We start from the raw sequence: 13,214 nt of genomic DNA, 5'->3' as shown, positions 1-13,214 counted from the left end.
TTCTTCTTTATAGAAGGACGGGATTGTTATATGGTTATTTGAGAAATTATTAATTCAAACATAATATACAATCCTGATGCAAATCAGGATTTTTTTATGGAAAAAAATGTAGCTTTTAAATTGTTAAAAAAACAGACTTATTTTTTTGATATTCAAAATATTAGAAAAATAAATTAAGAAAAATACAATACCAGAATAAACAAGTAGAAATAATGATTAAAAAAATTGCCATTCAAGGCATCAAAGGGGCTTTTCATCATCAGGTGGCTTTAGAATATTTTGGCAACAATATCGAAATAGATGAGTGTTTGTCGTTTGAAGAATTGTCGGACAGCCTACTCGAAGGCCGTTCGGATTTGGCCGTTATGGCCTTAGAAAATTCTATTGCGGGCTCGATAATTCCCAATTATGCTTTGATTGATAAAAATGATTTTCAAATAATTGGCGAATATTATTTGGAAATTCAACAAAACTTGATGGCTTTGTCAGGACAGCAAATATCCGATATTCAAGAAGTACATTCGCACCCAATGGCCCTTTTGCAATGTATGGAGTTTTTGAAAAAGCACCCACACATCAAGCTTGTTGAAGACAAAGACACAGCCGAAACCGCCCGACGGATACAACAAAACCAGCTCAAAGGCATAGCAGCCATTGCCAGCAAAGTAGCGTCAGAAATGTATAATTTGGATATTATAGCTCCTGAAATTCAAACCATTAATAACAACATGACCCGGTTTGTGATTATTTCCAAAAAAACTTTTGCAATAGACGAAAAAACAACCAATAAGGCCTCTGTAAAATTTGAACTGGACCACAAAAGAGGCAGTTTGGCGGCCGTATTGAACGTGATGAGCGATTGCAAATTGAATTTAACCAAAATACAATCGTTGCCCAAAATAGAAACCCCCTGGAAGTATGCTTTTTTTGTAGATGTTACCTTTGAAACCTATCAGGATTATGCAAAAGCCAAATCGTTGGTAGCCATTATGGCATCTTATTTTAAAGTATTGGGCGAATTTAAAAACAACAAAATCAAATGATTACAACAGCAAAAAGACTTCAAACGGTAGAAGAATATTACTTTTCGAGCAAGCTAAGAGAGGTAAGACAAATGATTAGCGAAGGCAAAAAAGTGATCAACATGGGAATTGGAAGCCCAGATTTGGCCCCTTCAAAGGCGGTTATAAAAGCCATTCAAGAGGCCGTTTTAGAGCCCAATGCCCATCAGTATCAGAGCTATCAAGGTTTGCCTGAACTCAGACAAGGCATGGCCGATTTTTATCAAAAACATTTTAAGGTAAACTTGAATCCTAATACCGAAATTTTGCCCTTAATGGGGTCAAAAGAAGGCATTATGCACCTGTCGTTGGCTTTTTTAAATCAAGGCGATCAGGTTTTAGTACCCAATCCAGGATACCCTACTTATACCTCGGTTAGCCACTTGGTTCAGGCCGAAACCGTATATTATGATTTGAAAGCTGCTCAACAATGGGAACCCGATTTTGAAGCACTAGAAGCTTTGGATTTGTCAAAAGTAAAACTCATGTGGGTCGGCTATCCACACATGCCTACGGGGGCAACAGGCAGCTTGGCTTTGTTTGAAAAATTGGTAGCCTTTGCCAAAAAACACAACATTTTGCTTGTCAATGACAATCCTTACAGTTTTGTTTTGAACCAAAATCCGATGTCAATTTTGCAAGTAGAAGGAGCAAAAGAGGTAGCCTTAGAACTCAATTCGTTGTCCAAAACATACAACATGGCAGGCTGGCGAGTAGGCATGATTTCTGGACGTGCTGATTATATAGACGCTGTACTAAAAGTAAAAAGCAATATGGATAGCGGCATGTTTTATGGCATTCAAAAAGGGGCTATTGAAGCTTTGAAGCTCGACAAATCATGGTTTGAAGATCAAAATAAAATATACGAAAAACGACGAAATTTGACTTTTCAGCTGGCCAAAAAATTAGGTTGCGAAGTAGAGTCAAAGGCCGTTGGACTCTTTGTATGGGCAAAGCTCCCAAAAGGCATAACATCTGGCGAAAATTTTGTAGATGACATTTTAAAAAGAGCACACATTTTTATTACTCCAGGCAGTATTTTTGGTAGCAATGGAGCTGGCTACATCCGATTTTCGTTGTGTGTTTCAGAGGCACTAATTCAGGAAGCTATAGACAGATTGTAATATATTATTGTAAATAAATATTTGTACAAAAAATAAATTTTTAAATGAAAATATTTGTAATTGGCATTGGTTTGATTGGCGGTTCCATGGTATTGGACCTCAAACAAACCGTTTTGAACACTCAAATTTTTGGGATAGATGCTAACGAAGCTCACTTGGACGAGGCCTTGCAGTTAGGCATCATTGACCAAAAAGCTACTTTAACCGATTTGCATCAAGCAGATTTTGTGATAGTGGCCGTTCCCGTTGATGCAGCCTTGAAACTGCTGCCCGAAATTTTAGAAAAAATAGGAGACGAAACCTTGGTTTTTGATGTAGGATCTACCAAATTGCCCATTTGCGAATTGCTTGAAAACCACCCAAAAAGACGACACTTTATGGCAACTCACCCTATTGCTGGAACAGAATTTTCGGGACCAAAAGCGGCCATAACGGGCCTTTTTAGAGGCAAAACAAATATTATTTGTGAGGTAGAAAAAACCACATTCAAATTGCAAGAAAAAGCTTTGGATTTATTTCAAAAATTGGGCATGAGAATCCGTTATATGAATGCCAAATCGCACGACAAACACATAGCTTATGTATCGCATTTGTCGCACATCAGTTCGTTCATGCTTGGCAAAACGGTAATAGACAAAGAAAAAGACGAACAAGACATTTTTGATATGGCCGGTAGCGGATTTGAAAGCACCGTACGATTGGCCAAAAGTTCGCCTGCCATGTGGACACCCATTTTTAGTCAAAACAAGAAACAAGTAGTCAAATGCCTTTCAGAGTATATCAATAATTTGTCGCATTTTAAGGAATTATTAGAAAGTGATGACTATGAAGCTATTTTCAATGAAATGAAAAATACCAATCGGATAAAAGAAATTTTAAGTATGAAGGGGTAAATTTGGATGATGTGGTTTTAAATGAATGAAATTGTTTGAAACGGATAGCCCGACCCTTGTGGGAACGCCCAAAATATATTAATTTATTGGCTGTATTTTATTTAGAATGTAGCCGAAAGAAGAAAGAAACAATTAAACACACAAAAAAAATGGAAAACAAAAAAGAAATGAGAGCTTGGTTAGACGACTTCAAATTGTCTCACCCATTGGTAATTGCTGGGCCTTGTAGTGCCGAAACAGAAGAGCAAGTTTTGAAAATTGCACACGAATTGAAAGATTCAGACGTAAGTGTATTTAGAGCAGGAATTTGGAAACCCCGAACACGTCCGGGAGGTTTTGAAGGCGTTGGCGAAATTGGTTTGAAATGGCTAAAAAAAGCCAAAGCCGAAACCGGATTGTTGATGGGAACAGAAGTAGCAACGGCAGCCCATTGTAAGCTGGCTTTAGAAAACGACATCGACGTTTTGTGGGTGGGTGCAAGAACCACTGCAAACCCATTTGCGGTTCAGGAAATTGCCGACACCCTCAAAGATACAGACAAAATTGTTTTGATAAAAAACCCTGTCAATCCAGACATGGCTTTGTGGCTTGGTGGTGTAGAGCGTTTGTACAATGCAGGCATCAAAAAATTAGGCGTTATTCATAGAGGTTTTTCTACCTATGAAAAAACCAAATACAGAAATATTCCAGAATGGCAAATTGCTATCGAATTGCAAAATAAATTCCCTGATTTGCCTTTGATTATCGATCCGTCGCACATTACCGGAAACCGCAATATGATTTTAGAAGTAACGCAAGAAGCCTTGGATTTGAATTATGACGGAATGATTATTGAAACCCACATCGATCCAGATAATGCTTGGAGCGATGCGGCACAACAAGTAACACCGGCTGCTTTGAAACAAATTTTTAAAGATTTGAAAGTAAGAAAACAAAGTGGTGATTCTGACGAATTTACTCAAAAAATGACAAAATTGAGAGCCAATATTGATGTTTTGGACGCTAATTTATTGGACTTATTGGGCAAAAGAATGAAAGTAGCCGACGAAATTGGTCAGGTAAAAAAAGATGCCAACGTGGCTGTGTTGCAAAACAACCGTTGGAATGAAATTTTAGGCAAAATGATACTCGAAGGCGAGCAAAAAGGCCTAAGCGAAGAATTTATCTTAAAAATGTTTAAAGCCATTCACCAAGAAAGTATTTCGCATCAAGAAAAAATACTAAATGCTTAATTTTATCAAACAGCATGAAAGGGCTACGGTTTTTTTATGGATATACATCACATGAGTTTCATGTACACCCACTAAAAATCAATGTCAAACAGTTTATCAAAACACATAACCTTTGTCAAAGCTCAGACTTTGACAAAGGTTTTTTTATAGAAGTCCTCTATTTGCTAGCGCTCGGGTGTTGGTGCTTGAAACCCAACAATACCCCCGACGTATTGAGGTTGGCTTTTATGCAATCTGCCTTTTATATGCTTTAATTTCAACTATAATTGTCCAAATACAAACATAATAAAATCCGATATTTAAAATTCCAGTTAATACAATTAGAAAAGTTATACCTAATATATTTATAAAATAGTCCAAAGATGCGTAGTTATTTTTTAGAAAAAATTTTCAAAATTTTTTTTTGCGTAGCTGGGCTACGGAACTATTTTTTTTTAATAATTTTAGCAAAAAAGAACCAATAGATTGGACTATTTTATATGTATATTTGGTATTAGATATAAGTAACTTCTTTGTCCCATTGCGTTATCTCTATTACATTAAGTTTTAGCATAAGAAGGGTGTTCGGAAGCATGCCCCCAACGTCAGTCTGTGAAAAACTGCCGTTAAATATTTTTCAAAAATAATAAAATAATAAAATACAATAGTGTTTTTTTTTTTTTGACATTTAACCATGCAACATATTCAAGGAGTTTCTGATAAGCATGCGAAGGGATTTGTGTGGGAGTGGCGAATTACGTTTTCTCACCTGCAAGGTTTCCAAAACCTTGTAGGTGTAATAAATAGATATAAAAAAGAGAAATTAAATCCTCTTTAAATGCTAACAAAAAACTTTTCAATAAACCCATAAGGGCGAGAATGTAATCGGTTTAACTCATTGATTTTATTTTTTTATAGGTATTCGTTGATTACAATTCATTGCTCGTCTTGCAGCCGCAACGAAACGCTAGCTGTTGGCAGATGTTTTTTTATTTATTTATCACGTTTTGATTTCTTTCGGCAATCATTATTCTGTTATCTAAGTCTAAAACTGCGTTATTAATTTCCTGCTCTTTTTCTACTTTAAAAGTGAATAACCAAGTTTTTCCTTTGTCAAATGAAATAAGAGCTAAACCAGCTGAAATGGTAACTTTCTTTTTTTCATCTTCCATTTCCAGTGAGAATGGAATGCTACATTGTAATTGATTTTTATATTCTATTATTTCAGAGTTTTTTCCGAAAGTGATGTTCGTAACTTTTGCTCCTTTTGATTCAGCATTTTTATTCAATTCGGTTAATAAGAAAATCAAATCTTGCTTTGTTTTTAATTGCTCAATCAATTTTGGAGTTGCATAATCACAAAGTTTTTCAAAATTCTTTTCTAAAAATAACTTTCGATATTCCAACGTAGATTTTTCAATTTTATTTGACAATTCCTGTCCATTCATTATTGTTGAAATTAGGAATAATATAAGATATAAATAATTCTTCATTGCGATGGTGTTTAAAATGGCTTATAACGTAAGTCTGTGAAAAACTGCCGTTAAATATTTTTCAAAAATAATAAAATAATAAAATACAATAGTGTTTTTTATTATTATTTTTTGTACATTTAACCATGCAACATATTCAAGGAGTTTCTGATAAGCATGCGAAGGGATTTGTGTGGGAGTGGCGAATTACGTTTTCTCACCTGCAAGGTTTCCAAAACCTTGTAGGTGTAATAAATAGATATAAAAAAGAGAAATTAAATCCTCTTTAAATGCTAACAAAAAACTTTTCGATAAACCCATAAGGGGTTTGCATGTAATCGGTTTAACTCATGTATTTTTATTTTTTATAGGTATTCGCTGATTACAATTCATTGCTCGGTTTTCAGCCGCAACGAAAGTCTAGCTGTTATGTGATGTTTTTTTAGAAGTCATATGTCAATTCTATTGTATTATTTTGAGGAATGAATATCGGAATATCTTCACTTGTATTTACACCATTTTTTCTTCTAAAAATTCTTATTACGTTGTTTTCTCCTTCGGCTACGAATACATTTAGTAAATTATTATTGTTAATTGCTCTCCAATTTCCATATCCACTAAAACCTGTTGAATATTCTGAATTTAGGAAAGTATTTACTCCAATTTTTGGACCAAATGGATATAATGTTTGCACTTCAAAATAATCGTCAGATTGCAAAGGTGTAAAGTTGTTTAAATTTACTTTTATATAAGCTTTTTTTGGAAAGTAAAATGTTTTGTTAATAATTGTATCTCTATTTGTGATTGAAAAAATTGCAAATCCTATATCAGCTGTTGTATTACCTATTAAATTATTAGTTCTGATATATTTATTCACATCGATATTAGAGTCGTCAATATCAATATCGAAATAACCTCCTGTATTTCCAATTTCATTGTCTTTTATGAAAAAATTACTGTTGAAATTTCCATTTTGGTCTGATTTTGTATCAACCAATTTTCGAGAGTAAAATGCCAGTTCATTACTTTTAATATATTTCATCGAAACTTTGACATTTGGTACTGGTTCATTATTTAAAGTTAGAAAATTACCTTTTAGTATTGTACAGTTTCCTGTACACTGATCATTTGTATCGTCCTCAGTTTTGGAACAACTTACAAATATGAACATCAACGCAAAAATTCTAAATAGATTTTTCATATTAATTTTTTTAAGATTTTTATTCGTCTTTTTTGGTCAAAATATCGCCCAACGGCAGACTGTGAAAAAACTGCCGTTAAATATTTTTCAAAAATAGTAAAAAAATATAAAATAAAATAGTATTTATTTACAATTATTAATAAAAATAAAGAACCAAATCCTCTTATAATCCTAACAAAAACTTTTCGAAAAACCCATAAGGGGTGTGTATGTAATCGGTTTAACTCATTAACTATATTTTTTATAGGTATTTGTTTAATACAATTCATTGCTCGGCTTACAGCCGCAACGAAAGTCTAGCTGTTATGCGATGTTTTTTTATTCGTCTTCTATTTTTGTATCAATAAATTCATATTCCAAATTCTCAAAACTTACTCCGACTTTTTTAGCTTTAAATTTAACGTGATTATCATCGATAAAAGTGTAAGTGTAAACATCAGTTTTACCCGAATTGAAATATAATTCGTGAAATTCTCCATTTTCAATCCACCATTGTCCTTTCTCAACAAAGCTTTCAACTTCTCCATTTTCAACTGCTGTAAATAGAAGCAAAAAAGTACCATCTTCAAATCTATGTTGAATCCAATACTTGACAAGTCCTTTTCTTTGATTATCGTTTTCCGAACCTTTCCAACTTCCAAACATTTTATTGTCTAGTTTGTTTGCTTTAGAATCTTTTTCTTGTGCGTTTGAGATAGTGATTATTCCAAAAATGGCAATTAATAATAATTTTTTCATAAGTTTATTTTTGGTTTATTTAAAATGAATTGTTAACGGTACTTTGCTATTGACAATTTCTCCCATACTTTTAGCAGGAATCCATTTAGTTTTTAATATAAATTCTTTTAACTTACTCGTAAAGTATGAAGAATATTTATAATTTTTTTTGTTTTGAAAAGTTAATTCAATATCTATGTCTGTAACACTTCCGTCTTTGTGCAAAATGAAATCAGCTGAAATCCAAGAATAAGAATCTTTTTCCTTTCTAAACTCAAAATCTTTCGGATATTCAGCAATTTTAAAAAAGTCATTTTTATAATTTTTAAAAAAGACTGAATAACTTTTATCATTTGGATATCTGGATAAAGTATCGCATTCCTCAAAGGCATAGATTTTATTCGGATTATTTTTTACATATTGTTTTTCCGCAACAGTTCTTAATGAGTCGATAAAATTTTTTCCAAATCGTTTGTCTATTTCTTGTGCCATTTTATTTGCGTAACAATTCTGTAATTCACCTGGAACTGTACAATAATACAAAGCAGAATCGATTCTAATATTGTATTTTGAAAGCAACTTATTCATTTCCTCATTACTTCGATATTGAACTACCATTCCGAAAGAATGAAAATACGTTAACTTATTTTGTTTAATATCTTTTTCAGCATTTTTAGTTTCTACTTTGCAAATCGAATCCCAATATTTATTTTCAGAATCAAGTTCAACTCTTTGTTCTCTTGATGCTTGATTTTGAGATGTTGATTTTCCGCAACTAATAAAAGCAAAAAGTAATATGAAATAAATTATTTTCATTTTTCTCATTTTTTCGGTCAAAATATCGCCTGACGTTTTGGGGCTTTGCGAAGGCTGGGATTAGAAGTACGAATGTTCAGTTTTGCACAAAAGTTCAATCGAAGAACTGAATTTGAATTTAGCACTGAACCCGCCATTTTGCCAAACTGCTGTTAGCGGTCCGGGCTTCTTTTTTCACTGTAGTTTTCATTTTTGTTTATACTCCATATTATACAGGTCAAACCCATCTGCCCAATAGTTCTTTTTGGTTTCAAATAACTCAAAACCTTGTTTCTCATAAAATTTGTAAGTGACTTGTGATGTCCTTACAATAATTTTCTGTATTCCACCAACAGCATTTAGTTTGTCAATTCGGTGATTCATTAATTTTGTCCCTAAAGATTTTCCTTGATAATCGGGATGAAGTATGTCCCAACTTATTATTCCTGTCTTTTTGTGGTCTTCAAAGTTAATTCCACCACACCCTACAATTTTTTGGTCATAAAGCAAGACAAAATAAAGTTCTCTTTCAGTTTCCAAATACCTAATAAAGTCCTCTTCCTCGTTAACGGCAAAATATTTCGGTGTATTCAACCTTATTATGTTGATGACTTCATTTTTGTCAGTCGTTTCGTATTCTCGTATCGTAATTAAGTCTGTCATTTTAGATGTAAATTTGGGTAGTTTCTTTCGGTTTCGCACTTAGCCTGACCGCTAACGGCAGACTGTGAAAAAACTGCCGTTAAATATTTTTCAAAAATAGTAAAAAAATATAAAATAGCATTTATTTACAATTATTAATAAAAATAAAGAACCAAATCCTCTTATAATCCTAACAAAAACTTTTCGATAAACCCATAAGGGGTGTGCATGTAATCGGTTTAACTCATGTATTTTTATTTTTTATAGGTATTTGCTGAATACAATTCATTGTTCGGCTTGCAGCCGCAACGAAAGGCTAGCTGTTATGTGATGTTTTTTTATTCGTCTTCTATTTTTGTATCAATAAATTCATATTCCAAATTCTCAAAACTTACTCCGACTTTTTTAGCTTTAAATTTAACGTGATTATCATCGATAAAAGTGTAAGTGTAAACATCAGTTTTACCCGAATTGAAATGTAATTCGTGAAATTCTCCATTTTCAATCCACCATTGTCCTTTCTCAACAAAGCTTTCAACTTCTCCATTTTCAACTGCTGTAAATAGAAGCAAAAAAGTACCATCTTCAAATCTATGTTGAATCCAATACTTGACAAGTCCTTTTCTTTGATTATCGTTTTCCGAACCTTTCCAACTTCCAAACATTTTATTGTCTAGTTTGTTTGCTTTAGAATCTTTTTCTTGTGCGTTTGAGATAGTGATTATTCCAAAAATGGCAATTAATAATAATTTTTTCATAAGTTTAATTTTGGTTTATTTAAAATGAATTGTTAACGGTACTTTGCTATTGACAATTTCTCCCATACTTTTAGCAGGAATCCATTTAGTTTTTAATATAAATTCTTTTAACTTACTCGTAAAGTATGAAGAATACTTATAATTTTTTTTGTTTTGAAAAGTTAATTCAATATCTATGTCTGTAACACTTCCGTCTTTGTGCAAAATGAAATCAGCTGAAATCCAAGAATAAGAATCTTTTTCCTTTCTAAACTCAAAATCTTTCGGATATTCAGCAATTTTAAAAAAGTCATTTTTATAATTTTTAAAAAAGACTGAATAACTTTTATCATTTGGATATCTGGATAAAGTATCGCATTCCTCAAAGGCATAGATTTTATTCGGATTATTTTTTACATATTGTTTTTCCGCAACAGTTCTTAATGAGTCGATAAAATTTTTTCCAAATCGTTTGTCTATTTCTTGTGCCATTTTATTTGCGTAACAATTTTGTAATTCACCTGGAACTGTACAATAATACAAAGCAGAATCGATTCTAATATTGTATTTTGAAAGCAACTTATTCATTTCCTCATTACTTCGATATTGAACTACCATTCCGAAAGAATGAAAATACGTTAACTTATTTTGTTTAATATCTTTTTCAGCATTTTTAGTTTCTACTTTGCAAATCGAATCCCAATATTTATTTTCAGAATCAAGTTCAACTCTTTGTTCTCTTGATGCTTGATTTTGAGATGTTGATTTTCCGCAACTAATAAATGCAAAAAGTAATATGAAATAAATTATTTTCATTTTTCTCATTTTTTCGGTCAAAATATCGCCCAACGGCAGTCTGTGAAAAAACTGTTGTTAAATATTTTTCAAAAATAATAAAAAATAAAATAAAATAGTGTTTTTATTATTATTTTTTGTAGATTTAGTCTTGCAACATATTACAGGAATAGCCCGTTTACAAATGCGTCTTTCTAGTTTGGAGGACACTATTGGCTCCGAAAATCAAGTGTGTTTTATCGATGCGTTTGTGGGGGTTTTAAATCTATCAGAAATTGGTTTTGAAGTAAAAATGATTAAAAATGAAGGTCGCCATGAATAAAAATAACATGCTTTTTGAAACCAAACGAGGATATGTCTCACTTATGGATAGGTATATCCAACTAAACCTTCCTGTATAAAACTAACTTTATATTGAATCCAAAACCCGCCATTTCTGTAAACTGCTGTTGGTGGCTGGCATTTTTCAGTTTAAATTTCAAGTTTATAAAGCCAATACTTCTTCCCAAACAGTGGTTCAATTTCTTTTATTTGTGCAAAACCAATACTTTCATAAATGTATCTTGCTTTATCCATAAATTCAGAAGTATGCAAAGCGATTATTTTTTCATTGGAATCTTTCGCAAAGTCAATACACATTTGTGTTAGATTTTTTCCAATTCCTTTTCCTCCATATTCAGTATTAACTCCAACCATTCTAATATAGCTCCAATCTGCGTGAAAAATATCTGTCGGATTTCCTTTCGGCACAAGGTATGCCATTCCTATTATTTCACCTTTTATCTCACAAACAAAACATTTAGACTTTGAAAGTAAGTCTGAATACGAATTTTCTGCTGTCAAAAATGAATTCATCTTTTCCCAATTCTCTTTTGTCAAAACTTCTTTAAATTGTCCATAAGAGTTTAAGCCAAGTTTTTGGAGTTTTTCTTTGTCTTCAAGTGTTCCAATTCTATATTTAAGTTCCATTTTCAATATTTGTTCATTTTAATCGTGTCGTTCGGTATGCTTGCCACCAACGTCAGTCTGTGAAAAAACTGCCGTTAAATATTTTTCAAAAATAATAAAATAATAAAATACAATAGTGTTTTTTATTATTATTTTTTGTACATTTAGCCATGCAACATATCACAGGAATAGCCCGTTTACAAATGCGTCTTTCTAGTTTGGAGGACACTATTGGCTCCGAAAATCAAGTATGTTTTATCGATGCGTTTGTGGAGGTTTTAAATCTATCAGAAATTGGTTTTGAAGTAAAAATGATTAAAAAAGAAGGTCGCCATGAATAAAAATAACATGCTTTTTGAAACCAAACGAGGATATATCTCACTTATGGATAGGTTTATCCAACTAAACCCTCAAGTATAAAACTAACTTTAAATTAAACCCAAAACCCGCCATTTCTGCAAACTGCTGTTAGCCGTTCGGGTTTTTATTCAGTTTCGATTTTTTCTTTCCAATTATTTTTAATTACTACAACCCCAAATACAGCACTTAATAATCCGCCAATCATTCCACCCCAAATTGAACCTCCAACCCAAGCATATTTCAACATTTCGGTTTTCTCTTTTGGTACATTGTAATAATGAGATTTATAAAATTCTGGACTTAAAGAAGCGAGAAGAATTGCAATTATTCCTCCAATTATCCAACAACTAAAAACTATTAATATTATTTTCAATAGTTGTTTTATCGCAAAATTATAAGTTGCATTTCCTTTTGTAATAATTCCAAATCCTGTTGTAAATATTAAAGAGAAAATTACACCGTAAATTAATCCTTCAAATATTCCTTGCGCAACACTTGCAATCCAAATATCTTCAAAATCCCAACCCATTACAATTCGAAAATAATTTGGACTAATTGCACCATTAATCATATTTGTAATCGCCCCAATAAATCCACCAATAAATATACAAGTTAAACCAACTTTAAAAATGGTTAAAAAATTCGATTGTTTGTTTTCATTTATCATTATTTTCTACTTTAAAGTTCGATTTTATTGCGTTCCGCTAAACTGACGGCTAACTAGTAAATATACGAAAGTTATTGCGTTTTTAACCATCACATATATCCATTGCAAACATAAAACATTTTTTTTATTTCTGAAAACTATTTTTACATTTTTTTGTTCCAATACCATGGGGGAAGTTAGAGGTACGAAGTTTGAAAAATGAAGTATGAAGTTAGTAGCAAGAAATTAGAAGTGGGAAAAACGAAAAGAAAGAAGTTTGAAAAAATCTTTGGTGAATGGAGACTGTCCGTTGGAGGTTGCCCGCATGAGGGATAGAGCAAGGCACCATGTGCTCGTGATAGCCCGACGGCAAAAAAAGGAAGCCCCGCCTGAAGGGTTTGGGGCGTAGGGGCTTTCTTTTTTTTGCCGGCATGCCCTAATGGTTGTTTTGATGACTGATTGAAAGGGGCTAACAGCATTTTTTTTTGAAAAATATGTCGGAAAAAATGCCGCTTGGGTTTGCAAGGGGTACTGCTGTGGGCTAAAAATGTGTTGCAAATATGGGAGCCGAAAAAGATATTTGATTATCTTTGCCAGATCATTTTTATTTAA

15 protein-coding genes are annotated in these 13,214 nt (G+C 32.5%); 6 read left to right on the top strand and 9 right to left on the bottom strand.

Features of this window, described 5'->3' with window-relative positions:
* Positions 1-212 precede the first annotated feature (212 nt).
* From FBFL15_RS13400 to FBFL15_RS13385, 4 genes are all read left to right on the top strand, one after another.
* Complete coding sequence (locus FBFL15_RS13400) at positions 213-1,043, top strand: prephenate dehydratase (protein WP_014085092.1); 831 nt, start codon at positions 213-215, stop codon at positions 1,041-1,043.
* On the top strand, positions 1,040-2,185 hold the full coding sequence (locus FBFL15_RS13395; RefSeq protein WP_014085091.1) for an aminotransferase class I/II-fold pyridoxal phosphate-dependent enzyme: 1,146 nt from the start codon (positions 1,040-1,042) through the stop codon (positions 2,183-2,185). The genes FBFL15_RS13400 and FBFL15_RS13395 overlap by 4 nt, the downstream gene beginning before the upstream one ends.
* Before the next feature lie 44 nt (positions 2,186-2,229).
* The gene (locus tag FBFL15_RS13390; RefSeq protein WP_014085090.1) at positions 2,230-3,078 is read left to right on the top strand and encodes a prephenate dehydrogenase; all 849 of its coding nucleotides are present in this window, start codon (positions 2,230-2,232) and stop codon (positions 3,076-3,078) included.
* Between the two features lie 149 nt (positions 3,079-3,227).
* Positions 3,228-4,310 carry a bifunctional 3-deoxy-7-phosphoheptulonate synthase/chorismate mutase type II gene (locus FBFL15_RS13385; protein WP_014085089.1) on the top strand — a complete coding sequence of 361 codons (1,083 nt, stop codon included), beginning with the start codon at positions 3,228-3,230 and terminating at the stop codon, positions 4,308-4,310.
* Between the two features lie 968 nt (positions 4,311-5,278).
* On the opposite strand, the gene FBFL15_RS13380 is transcribed toward FBFL15_RS13385, so the two are convergent.
* The 7 genes from FBFL15_RS13380 to FBFL15_RS13345 all read right to left on the bottom strand — a co-directional run bounded on the left by FBFL15_RS13380 (position 5,279) and on the right by FBFL15_RS13345 (position 10,669).
* On the bottom strand, positions 5,279-5,782 hold the full coding sequence (locus tag FBFL15_RS13380) for a hypothetical protein (RefSeq protein ID WP_148267922.1): 504 nt from the start codon (positions 5,780-5,782) through the stop codon (positions 5,279-5,281).
* A gap of 421 nt (positions 5,783-6,203) precedes the next feature.
* Positions 6,204-6,962 carry a hypothetical protein gene (locus FBFL15_RS13375; protein WP_014085087.1) on the bottom strand — a complete coding sequence of 253 codons (759 nt, stop codon included), beginning with the start codon at positions 6,960-6,962 and terminating at the stop codon, positions 6,204-6,206.
* A gap of 318 nt (positions 6,963-7,280) precedes the next feature.
* Positions 7,281-7,700, bottom strand: coding sequence for a hypothetical protein (locus tag FBFL15_RS13365; protein ID WP_014085086.1), 420 nt, complete (start codon positions 7,698-7,700; stop codon positions 7,281-7,283).
* A gap of 15 nt (positions 7,701-7,715) precedes the next feature.
* Positions 7,716-8,495, bottom strand: a complete 780-nt coding sequence (locus FBFL15_RS13360; protein ID WP_231847469.1) for a hypothetical protein — start codon at positions 8,493-8,495, stop codon at positions 7,716-7,718.
* Positions 8,496-8,681: 186 nt separating this feature from the next.
* A complete protein-coding gene (locus tag FBFL15_RS13355) occupies positions 8,682-9,137 on the bottom strand; it encodes a GNAT family N-acetyltransferase (RefSeq protein ID WP_014085085.1) in 456 nt (151 codons plus the stop codon).
* A gap of 317 nt (positions 9,138-9,454) precedes the next feature.
* Positions 9,455-9,874 (bottom strand): hypothetical protein, encoded by a 420-nt coding sequence (locus FBFL15_RS13350; RefSeq protein WP_014085084.1) that lies wholly within the window; start codon positions 9,872-9,874, stop codon positions 9,455-9,457.
* A 15-nt stretch (positions 9,875-9,889) separates the two neighbouring features.
* Positions 9,890-10,669 (bottom strand): hypothetical protein, encoded by a 780-nt coding sequence (locus tag FBFL15_RS13345; protein ID WP_231847469.1) that lies wholly within the window; start codon positions 10,667-10,669, stop codon positions 9,890-9,892.
* Between the two features lie 97 nt (positions 10,670-10,766).
* Between FBFL15_RS13345 and FBFL15_RS13340 the strand changes: the two genes are divergently transcribed.
* Positions 10,767-10,970: a hypothetical protein gene (locus tag FBFL15_RS13340; RefSeq protein WP_044032314.1), complete on the top strand. Its 204-nt coding sequence runs from the start codon at positions 10,767-10,769 to the stop codon at positions 10,968-10,970.
* Between the two features lie 149 nt (positions 10,971-11,119).
* Here the strand turns inward: FBFL15_RS13340 and FBFL15_RS13335 are convergent, their stop codons facing one another.
* Entirely contained in the window at positions 11,120-11,617 is a 498-nt protein-coding gene (locus tag FBFL15_RS13335) for a GNAT family N-acetyltransferase (RefSeq protein ID WP_014085082.1), read from the bottom strand.
* Positions 11,618-11,766: 149 nt separating this feature from the next.
* Here FBFL15_RS13335 and FBFL15_RS16400 point away from each other — a divergent pair, with 149 nt between their 5' ends.
* Entirely contained in the window at positions 11,767-11,937 is a 171-nt protein-coding gene (locus FBFL15_RS16400; protein WP_193765374.1) for a hypothetical protein, read from the top strand.
* A 143-nt stretch (positions 11,938-12,080) separates the two neighbouring features.
* On the opposite strand, the gene FBFL15_RS13330 is transcribed toward FBFL15_RS16400, so the two are convergent.
* Positions 12,081-12,623, bottom strand: a complete 543-nt coding sequence (locus tag FBFL15_RS13330) for a hypothetical protein (RefSeq protein ID WP_014085081.1) — start codon at positions 12,621-12,623, stop codon at positions 12,081-12,083.
* Positions 12,624-13,214: the final 591 nt, after the last annotated feature.

It is taken from the genome of Flavobacterium branchiophilum FL-15, from assembly GCF_000253275.1.
GTDB classification, from domain to species: Bacteria; Bacteroidota; Bacteroidia; order Flavobacteriales; family Flavobacteriaceae; genus Flavobacterium; species Flavobacterium branchiophilum.
Note: the sequence above shows the minus strand (reverse complement) of the source record. Positions and strands in the feature narration are given on the sequence as shown.

Coding starts and splice junctions, on each gene's coding strand:
- FBFL15_RS13375 (WP_014085087.1), bottom strand. CDS start 6,962: ATGAAAAATCTATTTAGAATTTTTGCGTTGATGTTCATATTTGTAAGT.
- FBFL15_RS13350 (WP_014085084.1), bottom strand. CDS start 9,874: ATGAAAAAATTATTATTAATTGCCATTTTTGGAATAATCACTATCTCA.
- FBFL15_RS13380 (WP_148267922.1), bottom strand. CDS start 5,782: ATGAAGAATTATTTATATCTTATATTATTCCTAATTTCAACAATAATG.
- FBFL15_RS13345 (WP_231847469.1), bottom strand. CDS start 10,669: ATGAAAATAATTTATTTCATATTACTTTTTGCATTTATTAGTTGCGGA.
- FBFL15_RS13365 (WP_014085086.1), bottom strand. CDS start 7,700: ATGAAAAAATTATTATTAATTGCCATTTTTGGAATAATCACTATCTCA.
- FBFL15_RS13335 (WP_014085082.1), bottom strand. CDS start 11,617: ATGGAACTTAAATATAGAATTGGAACACTTGAAGACAAAGAAAAACTC.
- FBFL15_RS13385 (WP_014085089.1), top strand. CDS start 3,228: ATGGAAAACAAAAAAGAAATGAGAGCTTGGTTAGACGACTTCAAATTG.
- FBFL15_RS13330 (WP_014085081.1), bottom strand. CDS start 12,623: ATGATAAATGAAAACAAACAATCGAATTTTTTAACCATTTTTAAAGTT.
- FBFL15_RS13355 (WP_014085085.1), bottom strand. CDS start 9,137: ATGACAGACTTAATTACGATACGAGAATACGAAACGACTGACAAAAAT.
- FBFL15_RS13360 (WP_231847469.1), bottom strand. CDS start 8,495: ATGAAAATAATTTATTTCATATTACTTTTTGCTTTTATTAGTTGCGGA.
- FBFL15_RS13390 (WP_014085090.1), top strand. CDS start 2,230: ATGAAAATATTTGTAATTGGCATTGGTTTGATTGGCGGTTCCATGGTA.
- FBFL15_RS13400 (WP_014085092.1), top strand. CDS start 213: ATGATTAAAAAAATTGCCATTCAAGGCATCAAAGGGGCTTTTCATCAT.
- FBFL15_RS13395 (WP_014085091.1), top strand. CDS start 1,040: ATGATTACAACAGCAAAAAGACTTCAAACGGTAGAAGAATATTACTTT.
- FBFL15_RS16400 (WP_193765374.1), top strand. CDS start 11,767: ATGCAACATATCACAGGAATAGCCCGTTTACAAATGCGTCTTTCTAGT.